The organism is Nocardia cerradoensis NBRC 101014 (assembly GCF_000308535.1).
GTDB lineage: Bacteria > Actinomycetota > Actinomycetes > Mycobacteriales > Mycobacteriaceae > Nocardia > Nocardia cerradoensis.
On the sequence record NZ_BAFW01000011.1, the window covers coordinates 1 to 18,813 of the forward strand.

General features: G+C 66.6%; 17 protein-coding genes and 2 pseudogenes. 10 read left to right on the forward strand and 9 right to left on the reverse strand.

The window, feature by feature from the left end; genetic code table 11:
* From ON23_RS38765 to ON23_RS02450, 3 genes and pseudogenes are all read left to right on the forward strand, one after another.
* A pseudogene (locus tag ON23_RS38765) lies at nucleotides 1-261 on the forward strand (cell surface protein); the annotation flags it as partial.
* A gap of 11 nt (nucleotides 262-272) precedes the next feature.
* Entirely contained in the window at nucleotides 273-785 is a 513-nt protein-coding gene (locus ON23_RS02445; RefSeq protein ID WP_039775925.1) for an ImmA/IrrE family metallo-endopeptidase, read from the forward strand.
* A 109-nt stretch (nucleotides 786-894) separates the two neighbouring features.
* Complete coding sequence (locus tag ON23_RS02450; protein WP_039775928.1) at nucleotides 895-1,920, forward strand: hypothetical protein; 1,026 nt, start codon at nucleotides 895-897, stop codon at nucleotides 1,918-1,920.
* Between the two features lie 140 nt (nucleotides 1,921-2,060).
* On the opposite strand, the gene ON23_RS02455 is transcribed toward ON23_RS02450, so the two are convergent.
* On the reverse strand, nucleotides 2,061-2,477 hold the full coding sequence (locus ON23_RS02455; protein WP_014348820.1) for a helix-turn-helix domain-containing protein: 417 nt from the start codon (nucleotides 2,475-2,477) through the stop codon (nucleotides 2,061-2,063).
* A gap of 358 nt (nucleotides 2,478-2,835) precedes the next feature.
* Nucleotides 2,836-4,002: a steroid 3-ketoacyl-CoA thiolase gene (locus ON23_RS02460; RefSeq protein WP_039775932.1), complete on the reverse strand. Its 1,167-nt coding sequence runs from the start codon at nucleotides 4,000-4,002 to the stop codon at nucleotides 2,836-2,838.
* A gap of 213 nt (nucleotides 4,003-4,215) precedes the next feature.
* On the opposite strand from ON23_RS02460, the gene ON23_RS02465 reads away from it, so the two are divergent.
* Complete coding sequence (locus ON23_RS02465; RefSeq protein WP_051041864.1) at nucleotides 4,216-5,430, forward strand: cytochrome P450; 1,215 nt, start codon at nucleotides 4,216-4,218, stop codon at nucleotides 5,428-5,430.
* A 173-nt stretch (nucleotides 5,431-5,603) separates the two neighbouring features.
* Here the strand turns inward: ON23_RS02465 and ON23_RS02470 are convergent, their stop codons facing one another.
* The 4 genes from ON23_RS02470 to ON23_RS02485 all read right to left on the reverse strand — a co-directional run bounded on the left by ON23_RS02470 (nucleotide 5,604) and on the right by ON23_RS02485 (nucleotide 9,350).
* Nucleotides 5,604-6,026 (reverse strand): nuclear transport factor 2 family protein, encoded by a 423-nt coding sequence (locus ON23_RS02470; protein ID WP_039775937.1) that lies wholly within the window; start codon nucleotides 6,024-6,026, stop codon nucleotides 5,604-5,606.
* A gap of 103 nt (nucleotides 6,027-6,129) precedes the next feature.
* Nucleotides 6,130-7,296, reverse strand: a complete 1,167-nt coding sequence (locus ON23_RS02475) for a thiolase family protein (RefSeq protein WP_039775939.1) — start codon at nucleotides 7,294-7,296, stop codon at nucleotides 6,130-6,132.
* Nucleotides 7,293-8,327, reverse strand: coding sequence for a thiolase family protein (locus ON23_RS02480; protein ID WP_039775941.1), 1,035 nt, complete (start codon nucleotides 8,325-8,327; stop codon nucleotides 7,293-7,295). The genes ON23_RS02475 and ON23_RS02480 overlap by 4 nt, the downstream gene beginning before the upstream one ends.
* Before the next feature lie 12 nt (nucleotides 8,328-8,339).
* Nucleotides 8,340-9,350 carry a Zn-ribbon domain-containing OB-fold protein gene (locus ON23_RS02485; protein WP_051041865.1) on the reverse strand — a complete coding sequence of 337 codons (1,011 nt, stop codon included), beginning with the start codon at nucleotides 9,348-9,350 and terminating at the stop codon, nucleotides 8,340-8,342.
* A gap of 118 nt (nucleotides 9,351-9,468) precedes the next feature.
* Here ON23_RS02485 and ON23_RS02490 point away from each other — a divergent pair, with 118 nt between their 5' ends.
* The 4 genes from ON23_RS02490 to ON23_RS02505 all read left to right on the forward strand — a co-directional run bounded on the left by ON23_RS02490 (nucleotide 9,469) and on the right by ON23_RS02505 (nucleotide 15,089).
* On the forward strand, nucleotides 9,469-10,506 hold the full coding sequence (locus ON23_RS02490; RefSeq protein ID WP_039775942.1) for an LLM class F420-dependent oxidoreductase: 1,038 nt from the start codon (nucleotides 9,469-9,471) through the stop codon (nucleotides 10,504-10,506).
* A gap of 30 nt (nucleotides 10,507-10,536) precedes the next feature.
* Nucleotides 10,537-12,078, forward strand: coding sequence for an acyl-CoA synthetase (locus tag ON23_RS02495; RefSeq protein ID WP_039775945.1), 1,542 nt, complete (start codon nucleotides 10,537-10,539; stop codon nucleotides 12,076-12,078).
* A gap of 216 nt (nucleotides 12,079-12,294) precedes the next feature.
* Nucleotides 12,295-13,944, forward strand: coding sequence for an acyl-CoA synthetase (locus ON23_RS02500; protein ID WP_039775947.1), 1,650 nt, complete (start codon nucleotides 12,295-12,297; stop codon nucleotides 13,942-13,944).
* 155 nt (nucleotides 13,945-14,099) lie between these two features.
* Nucleotides 14,100-15,089, forward strand: a complete 990-nt coding sequence (locus tag ON23_RS02505) for a sigma-70 family RNA polymerase sigma factor (RefSeq protein WP_039775948.1) — start codon at nucleotides 14,100-14,102, stop codon at nucleotides 15,087-15,089.
* A 98-nt stretch (nucleotides 15,090-15,187) separates the two neighbouring features.
* On the opposite strand, the gene ON23_RS02510 is transcribed toward ON23_RS02505, so the two are convergent.
* Nucleotides 15,188-15,889, reverse strand: coding sequence for a type 1 glutamine amidotransferase domain-containing protein (locus tag ON23_RS02510; RefSeq protein ID WP_039775951.1), 702 nt, complete (start codon nucleotides 15,887-15,889; stop codon nucleotides 15,188-15,190).
* A gap of 606 nt (nucleotides 15,890-16,495) precedes the next feature.
* Here ON23_RS02510 and ON23_RS39735 point away from each other — a divergent pair.
* A pseudogene (locus ON23_RS39735) lies at nucleotides 16,496-16,576 on the forward strand (hypothetical protein); the annotation flags it as partial.
* Between the two features lie 448 nt (nucleotides 16,577-17,024).
* Nucleotides 17,025-17,843: an MFS transporter gene (locus ON23_RS39740; RefSeq protein WP_373282157.1), complete on the forward strand. Its 819-nt coding sequence runs from the start codon at nucleotides 17,025-17,027 to the stop codon at nucleotides 17,841-17,843.
* 48 nt (nucleotides 17,844-17,891) lie between these two features.
* On the opposite strand, the gene ON23_RS37685 is transcribed toward ON23_RS39740, so the two are convergent.
* Together ON23_RS37685 and ON23_RS02520 are read right to left on the reverse strand one after the other, a co-directional pair.
* On the reverse strand, nucleotides 17,892-18,035 hold the full coding sequence (locus tag ON23_RS37685) for a hypothetical protein (protein ID WP_156511190.1): 144 nt from the start codon (nucleotides 18,033-18,035) through the stop codon (nucleotides 17,892-17,894).
* Nucleotides 18,036-18,285: 250 nt separating this feature from the next.
* A partial coding sequence (locus tag ON23_RS02520; protein ID WP_039775954.1) for a LysR family substrate-binding domain-containing protein occupies nucleotides 18,286-18,813 on the reverse strand: 528 nt, incomplete at its 5' end.

Sequence of the window (18,813 nt, forward strand, 5' to 3'; positions counted from 1 at the left end):
CCGGCCGCGCCACCCGCGCCGGCGCCCGCCCCAGCGGCGCCGGCCGCCCCGGCGCCCGCACTGGCTCAACCGAATCCGGCCGTGCGCCCGACCGCGGCCACCAGCGGACTGCCCGAGGTGAAGACGCTGGCCGTGCTCGGCGGTGTGATCGCCATGGCGCTGGCGGCGGCCGGCTCCGGCGCGGTGAGTTTCCAGAGTGCCTCCGCCGCACAGGCGCGCATCGACGCCGCACGCGCGGAATTCTTCGGACCGAGGGCCTGAGGGGGCGCGAGATGACCGAGAGCCGGATTCAGACGGGCCGCTCCTACCGCCGCGTCGCGGCCGCCGTCGACGCCGTGTGCGCGGTCGCCGCCGATTTCGACGCCACCACGCTGGAAGAGGTGGTCCTCGCGATCGCGGCCGAACGCGGCCGCATGATCGAAATCGCCGATGCTCAGCTCGGTCCGGGCGTCTGCGGTCAGCGCCGCAGCTATCCGGACAAGGACGTGATCGTGCTGGCAGCCGCCCTGCCCAGCCGTGACCACACACTCGCGCACGAACTGGGCCACGTGGTCTTCGACCACCCGGGCGAACCGGCCGCCGAGGTGACACTCGAGGCCAGCGACGATCTGATCGCCTACATGCTGTCCCAGCGCGCGCATCAGCAGATCGTCGACGACGGGCGCGACGATCAGTACGAGTGGGAAGCCGAAACCTTCGCCGGCATGCTGATGACCCGCCTGCGCGTCTTCAACAACCGCGGCGCCGGTGTCTCGGTGCTCCGCTTCGACGAGGCGCTCGGATGACCGGCGGCAGCCTGCGTAACCACGGAGGGCCCCTCGGACATCCGCAGGAGACGCCGATGACCGAGGGACATCCGACGAAGGTTCGTCCGACGAGAAGGACAGGGTAGGTATGACGTTCTGGTTGACGGCCCTGCTGGTGTGGATGGCGGCCGGCGCCCGCATCGGTCGCGTCCTGGTCAAACCCGCGACCACGGCCCGGGTGGCGATCGTGATCGCGGTCGCCGCGGTCGCCGCCGCGGCCACCCTCGGCATACCCGAGATCGCGGTCGCGGTGGATCACGCACTGCCGCAGGGGATCAACGGCGCGGCACTGGCCGACCGGCTGGTGGTGGCGACATGGCTGCTGTTCGCGGTGGCCACGTCGGTGGTGGCGGCGGCCGCCTGGCCGGTGGTCTCGCGTCGTAATCTGCGCCAAATCGCCTGGATGGTCTACGGTTTCGGCGCGCTCGTCATCGCCGCCACGATCGGGTGGTCGATGTTGTTCGGCTGGGTCATGACCCTGCTGGGCTGCGCCTTCATCGCCGTCACCGGTCTGCGCAATCTGGACTGGACGGCGCTGGGTCGCGGTATCGCGCTCTACACCACCGGTACCGTGATCGCGGGTGTGCTTGCGGCGCTGTCGATTCGGCGGCTGGCGATCGGTGACCACCCCGTGCGGCCCGGCGATCCGGGCTGGTTCTGGCCGGTCTGGCAGCTCGCGAGCCTGCTGATCGCGGTCGGCGCGGTATGGATCGTGATCGAGCTCTGGGTGCGGGCGCGCCTGCTGCTGCGCCAGATTCGGGCCCTGCACCGCACGATGATCAAGCGCTTCCCGGAGGTGGTCGCGCACGAACAGACGGTGTCGGCCACCCAGCTCAAGGCGTCCGATCAGGTCGCGCAGATCATGGACGCGCTGTATCTGCAGACCGGCGGCGGCATGGAGGTGGCGGCGGCCGGTGTGCCGGCCCGCTCGGTCACCGACCGTGCCGAACGGGTGGCGCGCTGGGCCCGCAATCCCCTCGGCGACGAGATCGTCGACGCCCGCTGGATCGCACCGCCGGAGGGACTGAGCCCGCGCGGTTGGGTGCAGGCGATCGCGCGCGCCTTCGAGCACACCGCGGCCGATCGGAAATCAGCGGTCGCACAGGCGGATTGATCATCGCTGTGGCCGGACCGATTGGGCGGCGGTCCGTTCGCGCAGCGCAGCCTGAATTGCACACAAGGCAACACAGTGATTGCACACAAGGCAACACAGTGCGGTTCCGAGTGCCGCACTGTGTTGCCTTGTCCGACTTGCTATTCCGTGCCGTCCGGTGGAACCTCGGGCAGACCCTCACTCGCCCGGAGCTTTTCGGCCATCGAGGTCAGGAGGTTCTGTGACTCTTCGGAGAGATCGAACGCCCTGCTCGACAGCCGACGCAGTCCATAGCCCTGCAGCTGGGACAGCAACTCCAGATCATGGTCGATCTTGGCGGCGTAGATGTCGTTGAAGAAGTAGTCCGGTTTGACCTTGAAGAACTTTGCCAGTGCGGCAACCGTCTCATCTGAGGGGTTCGTCCGCTGACCCGACCGCAACTGCGAGAGATACGGTTTCGAGATCGGATGCCCGGAGGCGGTGAGCGCTGCCGCCACCTCGGCATTGGTGTGCGGCTTACGCCCCGGGGGATGCACGGTTTCGAACAGCTTGTTCAGCCGCGCCGCGAAATCAGCCATTGTGAGCCGCCCAATTCCCTTCGCTGTACTAACAGTCGTTATCTCGGATACGTATCATTGATATTAGCGGCTGAGTAACTGAAAACCTACGCCTGATTCAGGATTTCCTTGAAGCTTCCAGGTCGGCCGTCCGGGAACTGTTCAGCGTCGGCACGTTTGCGGGGCAACGCCCCCTCACTGGTCGAGGGGCAGTACGCTCCGGTTCTGGCCCGTCGAACGAGTCTCGCTCAACGGGCCGTTGATAACCGGAAGATAGCTGACATCTCATCCTTTTGTCTGTATCGCAGTTTGTGTGGCGTACGACACGTCTCCGGGCTGTGAGGATGAACGTTCAACTACGGAGGAAATCTGTTCGGTATTACAACCGCTCGATGATTGTCCCGGTCGCAAGTGCGCCACCGGCGCACATGAGGACCATTGCGATCGACTTGTCGGAGCGTTCGAGCTCGTGCAGGGCGGTGGTAATCAAACGTGACCCGGTGCTGCCGACCGGATGTCCGATCGCAATCGCGCCGCCGTTGACATTGACCCGATCCATATCCGGCTTGTGCACCGACGCCCACGACAGCGGGACCGAGGCGAAGGCCTCGTTGATTTCGAAGAGATCGATATCGGCGATGCTCATGCCCGACTTCTCCAGCAGGCGCGTGGTGGCCTGCACCGGGCCGTCCAGGTGGAACTCCGGCTCGGCGCCGACGAGGCACTGGGTGACGATGCGAGCCCGCGGCTTCAGTCCGGCACGCGCGGCGGCCTGTTCGTCCATGAGCAGCACCGCGGCCGCGCCGTCGGAGATCTGCGACGAGGTGCCGGCGGTGTGAATTCCACCCTCCAGCACCGGCTTCAGCTTCGCCAGGCTCTCCCGGCTGGTCTCGCGCAAGCCCTGGTCGCGGTTGACGTCGAGCGTCTCGCCGGTGAGGGTGCCCTCCTTGTCGACCTGCGGTGCGCCGGCGATGGTCAGCACCTCGCGGTCGAAACGCCCCTCCGCCCATGCCTGCGCGGCCAAACGCTGTGAGCGCACGCCGAATTCGTCGATATCGTCGCGGGTGATGCCGCGCCGCTTGGCGATTCGCTCGGCCGCCTCGAACTGATTGGGCATATCGATGTCCCAGCTCGCGGGGCGGCGGGGGCCGGCGTTCTCGCCCACGTTCGCACCCAGCGGGACGTGGCTCATGGATTCGACGCCGCAGGCGACGCCGATGTCGATCGCGCCCTGGGCGATCTGCCCGGCGATCAGGTGGTTGGCCTGCTGGGCGGATCCACACTGGCAGTCGATGGTGGTCGCGCCCACCTGCCAGGGGAGTCCGGCGTGCAGCCACGCGGTGCGGGTGACGTTGTTGCCCTGCTCGCCGACCTGCATGACACAGCCGCCGATGACCTGTTCGACCAGTGCCGGATCGAGTTGTGCGCGCTCGAGGACGCCGCGCTGGGCGGCGCCGAGCACCTCGGCGGCGTGCAGGCCGGCCAGCCAGCCGTTGCGTTTGCCGATCGGGGTGCGCGCGGCCTCGACGATGACGGGTGTGCCCATAACTTCAACCTTTCGAACAGGATCCGTATCAGCACAGAAACTGGAACAAGTTCTGTGGATGTACTGAGGGCGGACTATGGCTTCTTTACTACTGATACCACCTATGCTGCAATGAAGGTAGAACGTGTTTCAGTTAGTCGAAGGAGACAACTGGTGGTTGACACCCATGTAGCTCCGAACCTCCCCGAGGGGTTCGACGCCACAGATCCCGATATGTGGGCCCGCGGCATTCCCGTCGAAGAGTTCGCGGAGCTGCGCCGGGCCGCGCCGATCTGGTGGAACCCGCAGTCTCCGGAGGTCGGAGGGTTCCACGACGACGGCTTCTGGGTCGTGTCCAAGCACGCCGATGTCAAGGAGGTCTCGCGGCGCGACGATTTCTCCACCTACGAGAACACCGCGATTCCCCGCTTCAACGACGACATCCCGCGCGAGGCCATCGAGCTGCAGCGCCACATCTTGATCAACAAGGATGCGCCCGAGCACACCAAACTGCGCAAACTGATCTCCAAGGGCTTCACCCCGCGCGCGATCAACGGCCTGCGCGCGGAGTTGTCCGCCCGCGCCAAGTCGATCGTCGACGCGGCCGCGGCCAGCGGCGCCGGCGACTTCGTCACCCAGGTGGCCTGTGAGCTGCCGCTGCAGGCGATCGCCGAACTCATCGGCGTCCCGCAGGAAGACCGGATGAAGGTCTTCCAGTGGTCCAACGAGATGACCGGCTACGACGATCCGGACAGCGATGCCGACCCGGCCGCCTCGTCGATGGAGATTCTCGGCTACGCCTGGCAGATGGCCGAGGCCCGCAAGGCCCAACCGGCCGAGGACATCGTCACCACCCTGGTCAACGCCGATATCGACGGTGAGGCGCTGACCTCGGAGGAGTTCGGCTTCTTCGTCATCCTGCTGGCGGTCGCCGGTAACGAGACCACTCGCAACGCCATCACCCACGGCATGATCGCGTTCCTGGAGAACCCGGAGCAGTGGGAGCTCTACAAGCGCGAGCGGCCCGCCACCGCCGCCGACGAGATCATCCGCTGGGCCACGCCGGTGAGCTCGTTCCAGCGGACCGCGCTGGTCGACACCGAACTGTCCGGGGTGCAGATCAAGAAGGGTCAGCGCGTCCTGCTGATGTACCGCTCGGCCAATTTCGACGAGGAGGTGTTCGAGAATCCGTACACCTTCGACATCACTCGCGATCCGAATCCGCACCTGTCCTTCGGTGGCACCGGCGCCCACTTCTGCATCGGTGCCAACCTCGCGCGGCTGGAGATCGACCTGATCTTCAACGCCATCGCCGACCACCTGCCCGATATCACCAAGCTCGGTGACCCCAAGCGCCTGACCTCGGGCTGGCTCAACGGCATCAAGGAATTCCAGGTCGACTACAAGACCAAGGCAGTGCCGCCTCTCCGGGACTCCAGCGTGTCGTGAGGCGGTGGTCGGCCTGGTCGTCGGTCTCACGTTGTGAGCGCCGAGAGTTCTGGGCGTGCCCGGTGAGTTACCCATGTTCTTGCGAAATCAGCCGATGAACTGGGAAGTCTCTACTGGACCTGGACACGGAAGGGCGGGCACCCACGGTGCCCGCCCTTCCGTCAAGTCCGGCGCTATTCCTTGCGCATGGTTCCCATCGCGCGATCGGTTTCCCAGAACGCGCGCAGCGCCACGATCTTTCCCGCCTCGTCGACCTTGTAGGTGAACACGCCCTCGGCGTCGATGACGTGTCCGCCCAGCTGGGTGCGGATCAGCCCGGTGAAGGCCACCTCACTGCCGCAGGCGAAGGAGTCGCCGAAGACGAAGTCGATGGATTCGGTCGGCGCGATGGCCTTGTCCCAGAATGCCGCGATGGCGTCGCGGCCGCGATGGCCCACACCCTCGGGATCGAAGACCGAGGGGCCGATCGGATCCTCGACGATGCCGTCGGCGGCGAACAGTGCCAGCCACGCGTCCTTGTCCCGGGCGCGCACCGCGGCCTGTGAGGCCCGTCCGGCGAGGCGCGCGGGATGTTCGGTGGTGGTGGTTGCGGTCATCTCGGACTCCCGGCTCGGTGGTTTCGGTGAATTTGCTGATGGAATTGCAAATGTGCTTTCCGCCGGCAATCCGGTGAACCGGAAATGCCGGCGGAATTGCGTGTCACCGTGGTTCCGAGCCCACTACCCACATCGAGAAGTACTGTGATCCGCCACCATAGGCATGGCCGAACGCTTTTCGGGCGCCCTCGACTTGGTAATCGCCCGCCCGGCCCATTACCTGCTTGGCCGCCTCCGCGAAGCGGATCATGCCGGATGCGCCGATCGGATTGGAACTCAGCACGCCGCCCGAGGGATTGACCGGCAGCTTCCCGCCGATCTCGGTCTCGCGCGCATCGACCAGCTTCCAGCCTTCGCCCTCGGGGGTGAAGCCCAGGTTCTCCAGCCACATCGGCTCGAACCAGGAGAACGGGACGTAGATCTCGGCCGCGTCGATCTCCTCGAGCGGATTGGTGATCCCGGCCTGCTTCCACAGCGCGGCCGCGGCGTCGCGTCCGGCCTGCGGGTTGACCTGATCGCGTCCGGAGTAGGCCAGCGGTTCGGTGCGCATGGCCGTGCCGTGCACCCACGCGACCTTCTTACCCGACGCCTCGGCCGCCTTCGCCGACTCCTCGTCGCCGATCACGATCGCGCACGCACCGTCGGAGGACGGGCAGGTCTCGTCGAAACGCACCGGGTCCCACAGCATTTGGGACGCGAGTACCGATTCCATGGTGATATCGGGCTGGCGCAGATGTGCGAACGGATTCTTCGCGCCGTTGCGGCGATCCTTCACCGCCACCATCGCGCCGATGTGCAGGGGAGCGTTGGCCCGGCGGATGTACGCGCGCACATGCGGTGCGAAGTATCCGCCCGCACCGGCGCCGACCGGCATCGTGAACGGCACCGGATTCGACAGGGCCCACATGGCATTGGATTCGGACTGCTTCTCCCAGCAGATCGCCAGCACCCGGCGGTACACGCCGGCCTGCACATGGTTGGCGGCCACGACGCCGGTCGAACCGCCGACCGAACCCGCCGTGTGCACGCGCAGCAGCGGTTTTCCGGTGGCGCCCAGGGCATCCGCCATGAACAGCTCGGGCATCATCGAGCCCTCGAACAGGTCCGGCGCCTTACCGACGATCACCGCGTCGATATCGGCCATGGTCAGATCGGCATCTTCGAGTGCGCGATCGATTGCCTCGCGGCACATACCGGCCATCGAGACATCGGTCCGTTTCGTCACGTGATGGGTTTGTCCCGTGCCGAGTACGGCGGCTTGATTGGTCATCGTCCAGCCTCCAGGATGGCCACCAAGTTCTGCTGCAACGCCGGACCACTGGTGGCGTGTGCGAGGGCTCGCTCGGCGGTGCCGTTCATGATTTCGTTGGCCGCGTAGCCGATTCGTTCCAGACCGGCGGCGAACATCGGGTTGCCCGCCAGCGCACCACCCGAGGGGTTGATGCGGGTGGACTCGCTCAGTCCGATGGCCTGCTTCAGGATCAGCTGTTCGTGGCTGTAGGTCGCGTGCAGTTCGGCGACGTCGAATCCGCTCGCATCCCCGCCGAGCACCGCCTTGGCCGCGGCCGCCGTGGAGGGGGAGGTGGTCAGATCGCGCGCACCGAACATCGGGGTGTCGATGCGATGCGCCATACCGGTCAGCCACGCCGGCCGCTCGCACAGCTCGCGGGCCTTGTCGCCGCGGGCCAGCACGATCGCGGCGGCGCCGTCGGTGATCGGCGCGATGTCGTGTTCACGCAGCGGATTCGCGACATACGGTGCGGCGAGCCGCTTCTCGATCTCGGCGTCGTCGGCAGCCGAGACCGCGGCCATATCGCGTTCGGTCCAGTTTCCGGCGTCGAGGCCGGCCCGGGCCTGCAGCCCGGCCACGGAGACCGCGTCCGGCCACAGCGGGGCGACCAGGTACGGATCCATCTGCATCGTCAGCACCTGCCGCAGCGTGCCGGCCGAGGGCTTGCCGAAGCCGTAGACCAGAGCGGTTTCGGCCTGTCCGGAACGCAGTTTCACCCACGCCTCGTACAGCGCCCAAGCGGCGTCCATTTCGACGTGCGATTCGTTGATCGGCGGCACGGCGCCGATCGAGTCGATGGCGGAAATGAACGAGAAAGCCCGTCCGGCAAGGTAATCGGAGGATCCGGAGCACCAGAAGTCGATATCGGACACGCCGATGCCGAGCTTGTCGTACAGCTGCCGGAAGCAGGGAACCAGCATTTCGACACCGTTGGTGGTGCCGTAGGTTTCACGGACATGCGGGGCGTGGGCGAAGCCCACCACCGCGATATCTGTTGCGTTGTCGCTCAAGGTGTTTCGCTCCTAGAGGTGGTGCCGGTAGCTGTCGTAGTCCGCGTCCGGCTCGCCGTTGGGCTCGAAGTGGTCCACGTTCTCCAGCGTGTAACCCCACTCCTCGCGTGGCTTCCACACCGCCTTCACGCGCATACCCATGCGGACTTCGCTGGGATCACAGCCCAGCACCCGGTGCAGCACCGGAATATCGGCGCCGTCGAGCAGTACGTACGCGGTGACGTACGGCGGCTTGATCTTCTGGCCCATGAACGGCACGTTCACGATGCAGAACGTGGTGATGGTGCCGGTATCGGGCAGATCGACCATCTCGTCGGTCGGGCGGCCGTCGATCGGGTCGGCGCCGCGGGGCGGGAAGTACACCTTGCTCTCGGCGTCGGCGCGACCGCCGATCAGACGGCCCTCGGCCAGCGCCTTCAGATACCGCGTCTCGGTGGGCGAGGCGGTGTGCTTGTACCGCAGGTCGATCGGGGTGATGATGCCGGTGACCGGCTCGGCCGCATCGGTAGCCGACGAGGTGGAACCGGCTGGGGCCGAGGAGGTCTCGCCCGGTTCGACACAGGCGATGTCGTGGATGCTGCCGGTGCGTTCGTCGGCCCAGCGCACCCGCACGCGCAATCCGCTGTGCACCTCGTCGGGAGACGACACGTCCAGGGCGTGCAGCACCGCCGTGTCGGCGCCGTCGAATTTCACCAGCGCCCAAGCGAAGGGGCGATCGAACGGCTGGCCGGGCAGCGGATCGGCGACCCAGCTCCAGCTCTGCACCGTGCCGACATCGGAGACGTCGACGAAGTCGGTCAGCCGCTCCGCGGTCACCGGATCGAATTCCGCCGGCGGCACGATCACCCGGCCGTCGCTGCCGCGAACGCCGACGATCCGGCCCTCGCGCAGCCCGGTCAGGAACCGGCCGATGGTCGGTCCGACCGATCGGGTGTAGTCGAACTTCATTCGTAGTTCGGCGCTGAGTACCTCGGGTGCGGGTTCCGCTTCCGGACCGCTGCCTTTCGCGATTACGCCGGTCATGGTGTTCCCATTGGTCACGATATCGAGTAGAACAGGTTCTTATTCTGGTGGCAAGGGCTACCTGGAAAGGTGTCCGGCAGCGGGCTCGGTGAAACGGGCCGGGCGGAAGGAGTCGACGATGCGGTTCGGATTGCAGCTCGGATATTGGGGTGCGGGACCGCCGCCCAATGCCGGGGAGTTGGTGGTGGCCGCCGAGGAGGCCGGATTCGACGCGGTTTTCGCCGCCGAGTCCTGGGGCTCGGATGCCTTCACGCCACTGGCCTGGTGGGGTTCGTCCACGCGGCGGGTGCGGCTGGGAACCTCGGTGGTGCAACTGTCCGCCCGCACTCCCACCGCGACCGCGATGGCCGCGCTGACCCTCGATCACCTCAGCGGTGGCCGCCACATCCTGGGCTTGGGTGTCTCGGGTTCGCAGGTGGTGGAGGGCTGGTACGGTCAGCCGTTCGCCAAACCGTTGCAGCGCACCCGGGAGTACGTCGGGATCATCCGTCAGGTGCTGGCCCGCGAGGCGCCGGTGGTGAGTCAGGGCGCGCAGTACCGGCTGCCCTACGACGGGCCCGGCTCGACCGGTCTGGGTAAGCCGCTCAAGCCGATAACGCATCCGCTACGTGCGGATCTGCCGATCTGGCTCGGTGCCGAGGGGCCCAAGAACGTGGCGTTGACGGCCGAGATCGCCGACGGCTGGCTGGCGATCTACTACACCCCGCGACTTGCCGGAATGTACGACGAATGGCTCGACGAGGGGTTTGCCCGTCCCGGTGCCCGGCGTTCCCGGGCGGACTTCGAGATCGCGGCGAGCTGCCAGGTGATCATCACCGACGACGCTCGCGCGGAGATCGATCGGATCAAGCCGGTGATGGCGCTCTACATCGGCGGCATGGGCGCCGAGGAGCTGAACTTCCACGCCCAGGTCTATCGCCGGATGGGTTACGGCGCCGAGGTCGACGAGATCACCAAGCTGTTCCGCTCCGGCCGCAAGGACGAGGCCGCCGCCGTGATTCCGGACCAGCTGATCCTCGACACCGCCATCATCGGCGACGAGGACCACGTGCGTTCCCAGTTGAAGGTCTGGGAGGCGGCGGGCGTCGGAATGCTCCTGGTGACGGTGCGTGACGTGGCGCAGCTGCACCGCCTCGCCCCCCTTGTCCAGATGTAGAACACGTTCTAGATTCGAGGAGTGACTTCGATGGAGCCGGCGCAGAAGCTGGGACTGTGGAATATCGCGGCCACCGACCCCGATCGGATCGCGGTCGTCGATCCGTCGGGGCGTGAGGTCAGCTACCGGGAGTTGGCGGACCAGGCCGACCGCATCGCAAGAGGCTTGCAGGCCAAGGGTTTACAGCCCGGCGATGTGCTGGTGTCGATGGTGCACAACACCACCGATGCGCTCGCCGTGTACTTCGCGGCCTATCAGGCCGGGCTGTACATCGTCGCGGTGAATTGGCATCTGACCGGTCCGGAGGTCGCCTACATTCTCGGTGACAGCGAGGCGAAGGTGTTCATCGCCGACGAGCGCTTCGCCGAGGCCGCGTCGATCGCCGCGGACGAAGCGAATGTGCCTGCGAGCGCGCGCTATTCGGTGGGCGACATCGACGGCTTCCAGCCTCTGGCCGAACTCGGCGCGGGGGAGTCCGGACGCCCCGACGTCCGGACCACCGGTGCGCCGATGCTCTACACCTCGGGAACCACCGGACGCCCCAAGGGAGTTCGGCGTCCGCTGACCGGCGCCGATCCGGATGTGGTCGGCCCGCAGGCGACCGGCTTCTTCGGACTCTTCGGCATCCAGCCCTTCGACGACCACGTGCACATCTGCGGCTCGCCGCTCTATCACACCGCCGTGTTGAACTTCGCCTCCATCTCGATTCAGTTGGGGCACAAGGTGGTTTTGATGGACAAGTGGGATCCGGAGGAGATGCTGCGGCTGATCGACACGCATCGGGTGACCCACAGCCATATGGTCCCCACCCAGTTCCACCGGCTGCTCGCCCTGCCGGAGGAGGTGCGGGCACGCTACGACGTCTCCTCGCTACGCTGCATGATCCACGGCGCCGCGCCGTGCCCGCAGGAGACCAAGCGCAGGATGCTGGAGTGGTGGGGTCCGGTCGTCACCGAGTACTACGCGGCGACCGAGGGCGGTGGCACGTCGATCTCGGGCGAGGAGTGGTTGCGCAAGCCGGGGTCGGTCGGCAAGGCGTGGCCGTACGCGGTGGTGAAGGTGCTCGACGAGGACGGTGACGAGGTCGCGCCCGGCGAGGTCGGCCAGGTGTACATGAAGATGGGCGGTTCCAACTTCGAGTACCACAAGGACAAGTCGAAGACCGAGGACGCGCGGGTCGGCGATCTGTTCACCGTGGGCGACATCGGGCATATGGATGCCGACGGCTATCTGTTCCTGCACGACCGGCGCTCGGATCTGATCCTGTCCGGGGGTGTGAACATCTATCCGGCCGAGATCGAGGGCGAGTTGATCACTCATCCCAAGGTCGCCGACGTCGCGGTTTTCGGTATCCCGCATCCGGATTGGGGCCAGGAGGTGAAGGCGGTCGTGCAGCCGGCCGAAGGGGTCGCGGCCGACGGCGCGCTGACCCGGGAGCTGATGGAGTTCGCCGCGGCTCGCCTGGCGAAGTACAAGCTGCCCAAGAGTATCGACTACCTGCCCGAACTGCCGCGCGATCCGAACGGCAAGTTGTACAAGCGCAAGCTGCGCGAGCGTTACGTGCCCGCGTAGCCGCAGTCTCGCCGATCGAGTCCGGACGCCCTTACCGTCCTGCCCTGTGTGGGGCGTCCTCGATCGCGGCGCCTTCGAGCCCGCCCGGCCGCGCCGGCGGGCTCGTCGGCGTTGCAGAATACGCGTTCCGGCGAAACCCGCTGCCGCTTCGGCGGAATTAGTAAACTGTGTAAATCAAGTCTTGTCAGGCGTGAGAACACGTTCTATTTTGGTCCTGTGAGCTACAACATAGCGGACCTTGTCGAACACACCATCGACCTCGTGCCGGACCGTGTCGCGCTGGCCGACGACGTCCGCTCGGTGACCTATGCCGAGCTGGAGGATCGGGCCAACCGATTGGCGCACTACCTGCAAGAACAGGGTGTGCAGCCGGGTGACAAGGTCGGCATCTACTCGCGCAACACGATCGAGGCCGTGGAGGCCATGGTCGCGATCTTCAAGGCGCGGGCAGTAATGATCAACGTGAACTTCCGGTACGTCGAGAACGAGTTGCAATACATTTTCGACAATTCCGATATGGTCGCGCTGATTCACGAACGTCGCTACAGCGACAAGGTGTCGGCCGTACGGCCGAACACGCCGAAGTTGAAGACGGTCATCGCCGTGAACGACGGTACCGAAGCCGAGGTGACGTTGCCCGCGGATTCGGTGGAATACGAAGCGGCCCTGGCGGCTTCGCACGGTGAGCGCGACTTCGGCGACCGCTCCAACGACGACATCTTCATGATCTACACCGGCGGCACCACCGGCATGCCCAAGGGTGTGATGTGGCGGCACGAGGACTGGTGGCGGGTGCTCGGCGGCGGCATCAACTTCGTCACCGGCGAGGCGATCGAGGACGAGTGGCAGCAGGCCAAGGCCGGCGCCGCCGGTGGGCAGATGGTCCGCTACCCGATCCCGCCGATGATCCACGGCGGTTCGCAGTCGGCGACCTTCCACGGCCTGTTCGACGGCGGCAAGACGATCATGCTGCCCGAGTTCAGCGCCCACACCGTGTGGCAGGCGATCGACCGCCACGGCGTGAACCTCATCTTCATCACCGGTGACGCCATGGCGCGGCCGATGCTGGACGCGCTCAAGGAAGGTAATCCGGAAACCGGTGAGCCGTATCAGCATGCGAGTCTGTGGGCGATGGCCAGCAGTGCCGCGCTGTTCTCCCCGGCGCTGAAGGACGAGTTCATCGAGCTGCTGCCGAATACGGTCATCACCGATTCCATCGGCTCCTCGGAAACCGGTTTCGGCGGCCTGTCGATCGCGGCCAAGGGGGCGACCCACACCGGCGGTCCCCGGGTCAAGATCGACGCCTCCACCGCCGTCATCGACGAGGCGGGCAACCCCGTCGCGCCCGGCTCCGGTCAGGTGGGCGTGCTGGCCCGCACCGGCAACATCCCGCTCGGTTATTACAACGACCCGGTGAAGACCGCCGCGACGTTCAAGGAGTTCAACGGCGTTCGCTACTCGATCCCCGGCGACTTCGCCCGGGTCGAGGAGGACGGCACCGTGACGATGCTGGGCCGCGGATCGGTCAGCATCAACAGCGGCGGCGAGAAGATCTACCCGGAGGAGGTCGAGGGCGCGCTCAAATGCCATCCGGAGATCTTCGACGCGCTGGTGATCGGTGTGCCGGACGAGCGCTGGGGACAGCGGGTGGCCGCGGTCGTGCAGTGTCGCGGCGGCAACCGTCCGACGCTCGAGGAGCTGCGTCCGGTGCTGACCAAGGAGATCTCCTCCTACAAGCTGCCGCGCAGCCTGTGGTTCGTGGACGAGATCAAGCGTTCGCCGGCCGGAAAGCCCGACTACCGGTGGGCCAACGAACATGCCCGCTCGCGTCCGGCCGACGAGGAATCCCAGGCGTCCTCGAAATAGCCACGCGGAAATAGATAGCTCGCCGAAGTAAATAACCGGCAATCGATATCGCCGCGCTCCCGCGATCCCCGTGAGGTGCGGCGATTTCGGCGTCCGTGTCCATGCCCCTACTTCCGGGGTGTTTTCTGTCGGTGCCCTGTGCCACAGTGATCCGCATGAGCGAACAAGCTTCCGCCGGCACCGTCGACGACGTGCTGCAGCAATTCGAGAGTTACCGGCGGGAGCTGTGTGCTTACGCCTATCGGATGTTGGGTTCCTCGTTCGAGGCAGAGGACGCGGTTCAGGAGACTTTCACTCGGGCGTGGAAGGCCTACGACTCGTTCGAGGGTCGGTCCAGCCTGCGATCGTGGCTGTACAAGATCACCACGAACATCTGCCTGGATATGCTCGACGGCCCGCAGCGCCGGGCCCGGCCGATGGATCTGTCCGGCCCGTCGAGTCCGGACAGTCCGCTGCCGCCGCCGCAGCCGGATTACGTGTGGGTGGAACCGATTCCGAACGCACTGGCCTTCGGCGCCGACCCGGCCGAACATGCCAGTACCAAGGATTCGCTGCGACTGGCGTTCGTGGCCGCCTGTCAGCATCTGCCGGCCACCCAGCGGGCGATCCTCATCATGCGAGAGGTGCTGCGGTTCTCGGCCAACGAGACGGCCGAGATGTTGACGATGTCGCCGGCGTCGGTGAACAGCGCGCTGCAGCGGGCGCGCGCGACCATGTCGAAGGTGCAGCCCTCGGAGTCGAGCGGCTACGACGAATCCGACGACAGCCAGCGCAAACTCGTCGACGGTTTCGTGCGCGCCTTCGAGGCCTACGACATGGATGCGCTCACCTCGCTGCTGAAACAGGATGTGGCGCTGTCCATGCCGCCCATCGAGCTGTGGGTCTCCGGTCCGGAAAATGTCGCTCGGTTCATGCTGTCGCCGGGCCCCTCGGCCTGCCGGGGTTCGCGGTTGATCCCGCTGGACGGCGCCAATGGACTGCCGGCCTTCGGCCAGTACAAACCCACCGACGAGCCCGGGGTCTTCTCGCCCTGGTCGATCACGGTGCTGGAATTCGACGGTCCCGCGATCAGTGGGCTGAACTTCTTCCTCGACACCGACCGGCTGTTCCCGCTGTTCGGATTGCCGCCGGAGTTGCGCGACTGATCCTTGTCGGCATCGTGAAGGGCTCGCCGGGTATGTGCCGGTGTCCTCAGCCTGATCGCCGCGATCGGCCTAGGTGGCAGCGCGGCCGGTCCGCGTTCCTACGCGAGAATTTCCAGCATCCGCCCTCCGAGAACCGCGGCGGAGTGTGGGTTCTGGCCGGTGACGAGGTTACGGTCCTCGACCATGTAGGGCTCCCAGATGGGGCCGCGGCTGTAGTTGACCTTGACCTTCTCCTTCAGGTCCGTCTCCAGCAGCCATGTGGCCCGTGAGGCGAGGCCGACGGCCTCTTCCTCTTCGTTGGAGAAGCCGGTGACGTTGTAGCCCTGGAAAGGCGAGACGCCGTGAATCCTGGTGGCCAGCATCGCGGACGGCGCGTGGCACACGATGAACAGCGGGTTGCCCGACTCCAGCTGCGCTGTGAGCAGGCGGCCCGCATCGGCGTCGAACGCCAGGTCGGCCATGGGGCCGTGGCCACCGGGCAAGTAGACAGCCACGTAGTCCTCCAGACGCACATCCGACAACTCGAGCGGCCGACGCATAGCCTCCGCATCGCGAATGATCGCCTCCAGGTCCAACGCGGCCTGTTCGCCGCCTGCCATCGCGGGGCGCAGGCTCATCATGTCGACGTTCGGCGTGGTGCCACCCGGAGTGGCGACGACGACTTCGTAGCCTGCGTCAGTAAGCATCTTGTACGGATTGGCGAACTCCTCGGCCCAGTAGCCGGTCGCGTACCTCGTGCCGTCCTTCAGCACCCAGTATGTGGCCCCGCTCACGATGAACAAGATCTTCGGCTTCGACACAACACACTCCTCTCACATCGGCCCCTTCTTCAGCGTGACACCCCAACCGCCCTGGCGCTCGTGCCCAACCATCTTGAAACTTGGATTCGAGGCAGGTGCGCACCTGCGTGTGACCTTCAGCGATGGATGGCGCGGATCTTCGGCGTTCTCTGACCGGTTGTTACCGTCAGCACCGGGCTCCAGGGTGCGGGCCGGAGCGGGTCGATTCGGCGACTACGCCGTAGTGGTCGCTCGCTCACTTTTTCCTCGACACCGACCGGCTGTTCCCGCTGTTCGGATTGCCGCCGGAGTTGCGCGACTGATCCTTGTCGGCATCGTGAAGGGCTCGCCGGTCGAATGACCGACGGGCCCTTCTTCTTTCGCGGTCGCGGAGATTTAACCTCGGAATCCACATACCCCATAGGGGTATGACGTGAATCACAGGCGCGCGCCATATCGGTCTGATACCCCCTATGGGTATACAGAACGGGTCGGAAATTCCACGGGCGCAGCGGATGCGCCCGCAACCGAGGAGTGAGGATTTCTATGTCCACTCGGGTATCCGCGCCGCCGTCGCGGCGCTGGTTCGCATTGGCACTGATCGCGCTGGCGCAGTTCATGGTCATCATGGACACCTCGATCATCGGGGTGGCGCTGCCGGAAATGCAGGAGTCCCTGGGCTTTTCGCAGGAGGGTCTGTCCTGGGTCTTCAACGCCTACGTCATCGTCTTCGGCGGCCTGCTGCTGCTCGGCGGGCGCCTGTCCGACATCTGGGGTGCTCGCCGCATCTTCCGGATGGGCTGGGTGGTGCTGGGCGCCGGGTCGCTGGTGGCCGGACTCGCCGGATCGCCCGCGGTCGAGCTGATCGGCCGGGGTGTGCAGGGTGCGGGCGCCGCGCTGATCGCCCCCTCGGCACTGACACTGCTGATGATGGTGTTCGGGTCGAATCCCAAGGAGCTGACCACCGCCTTCGCGTTCTACGGCGCCGCCGCCCCGGCGGGCGGCACCGCCGGCGTATTCCTCGGCGGGCTCATCACCGAGTACGCCTCGTGGCCGTGGGTCTTCTACATCAACATCCCGATCGCCGCCCTGGCCGTCGTCGCGGCCGCGGTGCTGGTTCCCGGGGGGGGCGGCCGCGTCCGGCGGTTCGGTCGACGTGCTCGGTGCCCTGACCGCGACGCTGGGCCTGGGCGCGGCCGTCTTCGCGGTCGTGCGTGCCCCCGAGGTCGGGTGGGGTTCCGGATCGACGTGGGGTGTTCTGGCGCTCGCGGTCGTCCTGTTGGCGGCCTTCCTGGTACTGCAGGCCCGTCGCCGGAACCCGCTGATGCCGCTGTCGATCTTCCGTGCGCCGAATCTCGGTGCGGCGAACCTGGCTCAGGTCCTGCTGGGCGCGGCCTGGGTGCCGATGTGGTTCTTCCTGAACCTGTATCTGCAGCAGGTTCTCGGCTACTCGGCGTTCCCGTCGGGTGCGGCTCTGCTGCCGATGACCGCCCTGATCATGGTCGGCATGATCGCGGTGTCTCCGAAGTTGTTCGCGCGCTTCGGCGCTCGCGCCATGATCGTCACCGGACTGCTGGTCCTGGGTGCCGGGCTGGTCTGGCTGACCTTCATCCGTGCCGACGGCAACTTCTGGATCGACGTGCTGCCCGGATCGCTGGCGGCCGCGTTCGGGATGTCGCTGGCCTTCGTCCCGTCGCTGCAGACCGCCATCTCCGCGGCGCGGCCGGAGCAGGGCGGCCTGGCGTCCGGTCTGGTGAACACCGGCTATCAGATCGGATCGGCGCTGGGGCTGGCGGTGGTGACCGCGATCGCCTCGGCCGCCGGAGCTGACCGCATCGGTGACGCCGATGCCCTCACCGACGGGTTCTCCGCCGCATTCGGTGCCGCGGCGGGGATCGCGGTGCTGGCGGCGGCGCTCGCCTGGGCGACGTTCCGGTCGCCGGCTCGGCGTGAGCGGGTGCCGGCCGGTGCGTGACCGCGTCGTCGCGGGTGGCCCTCGACCCGGTCGGGGGCCACACGGCTGTCAGTCGATCGCCTTGGCGGTCAGCCAGATCGTGATGACGACCCCGGCCGCCACCGCCATGCCGATGTGGCCGGGGGAGCGTGCGTAGTCGTAGCTCGAGAGCGCCGCGACGGCCGCCAGGACGAACATCAGCAGTCGTTTCACCGGGTACCCCCCACCGCTCGGAGCTCAAGCATACGAGAGGCGGAAGTGGTTGCGCCACAGGAAGATACCGCGATCGCGTGATTCCCGTATTGCGTGATATTCGCCGGTGGCCGCACGGTTCGCGTGGCGCGCGGATAGCTCGGCGGGGCGTGGAGTATCCGCGCCCGGCACGGCGGCGGAGGGCGCGGTGTTGCAACGAATTGTGCTGGTGCGAAACGTCTTCGGGTGGGCGGCCGCCGCGATCAGGTGATCAATCGGTGACGGTGTGGCAGGCCTCGATGAGTGCCCGCAATTCGGCACGCGGCGGATCGGGCGGCACCGCGAGATAGCTCGGCATCCGTGGCTCCGGGTTGCGCAGCGGACGCCAGACCACGCCCGGGAACGACAGATTCGCCGCCTGGGTCGCGTAGTACACCGTCCAGCTCGGCGCGCCGAAGCCGATCGCGGCCAGCGTGTCCTGTTCGGTGGTGAACTCCGGTCCGAAGGCCGGTGCGAAGCCGGCCTCCCGGCACGAGTCGACGACCAGGTCGTAGAGGGTGGGATTGCGGGTGCGGCCGACCAACCGCAGCGGCAGCCGCGCGAGGCGCGCGAGATCGATTTCGCGCAACACCGCGAGGTCGTGCCGAGCGGGGATCGCGGCCACCAAGCGGTCGGACCACAGCGGCAGCAGTTCGAGGCCGGGTTCGTCCCGCGGGCCGCGCACGATCGCCGCATCCAGTTCCCCCGAGCGCACCCGCTTCATCCGAATCTCGGTGTCCGCGTCGACCAGTTCGAGGTG

Excerpts from the sequence above, each read along its gene's own strand:
- ON23_RS02445 (WP_039775925.1), top strand. The coding sequence starts at position 273 with ATGACCGAGAGCCGGATTCAGACGGGCCGCTCCTACCGCCGCGTCGCG.
- ON23_RS02470 (WP_039775937.1), bottom strand. The coding sequence starts at position 6,026 with ATGACCGCAACCACCACCACCGAACATCCCGCGCGCCTCGCCGGACGG.
- ON23_RS02495 (WP_039775945.1), top strand. The coding sequence starts at position 10,537 with ATGGAGCCGGCGCAGAAGCTGGGACTGTGGAATATCGCGGCCACCGAC.
- ON23_RS02455 (WP_014348820.1), bottom strand. The coding sequence starts at position 2,477 with ATGGCTGATTTCGCGGCGCGGCTGAACAAGCTGTTCGAAACCGTGCAT.
- ON23_RS02490 (WP_039775942.1), top strand. The coding sequence starts at position 9,469 with ATGCGGTTCGGATTGCAGCTCGGATATTGGGGTGCGGGACCGCCGCCC.
- ON23_RS02450 (WP_039775928.1), top strand. The coding sequence starts at position 895 with ATGACGTTCTGGTTGACGGCCCTGCTGGTGTGGATGGCGGCCGGCGCC.
- ON23_RS02465 (WP_051041864.1), top strand. The coding sequence starts at position 4,216 with ATGTGGGCCCGCGGCATTCCCGTCGAAGAGTTCGCGGAGCTGCGCCGG.
- ON23_RS02460 (WP_039775932.1), bottom strand. The coding sequence starts at position 4,002 with ATGGGCACACCCGTCATCGTCGAGGCCGCGCGCACCCCGATCGGCAAA.
- ON23_RS02475 (WP_039775939.1), bottom strand. The coding sequence starts at position 7,296 with ATGACCAATCAAGCCGCCGTACTCGGCACGGGACAAACCCATCACGTG.
- ON23_RS02505 (WP_039775948.1), top strand. The coding sequence starts at position 14,100 with ATGAGCGAACAAGCTTCCGCCGGCACCGTCGACGACGTGCTGCAGCAA.
- ON23_RS02485 (WP_051041865.1), bottom strand. The coding sequence starts at position 9,350 with ATGACCGGCGTAATCGCGAAAGGCAGCGGTCCGGAAGCGGAACCCGCA.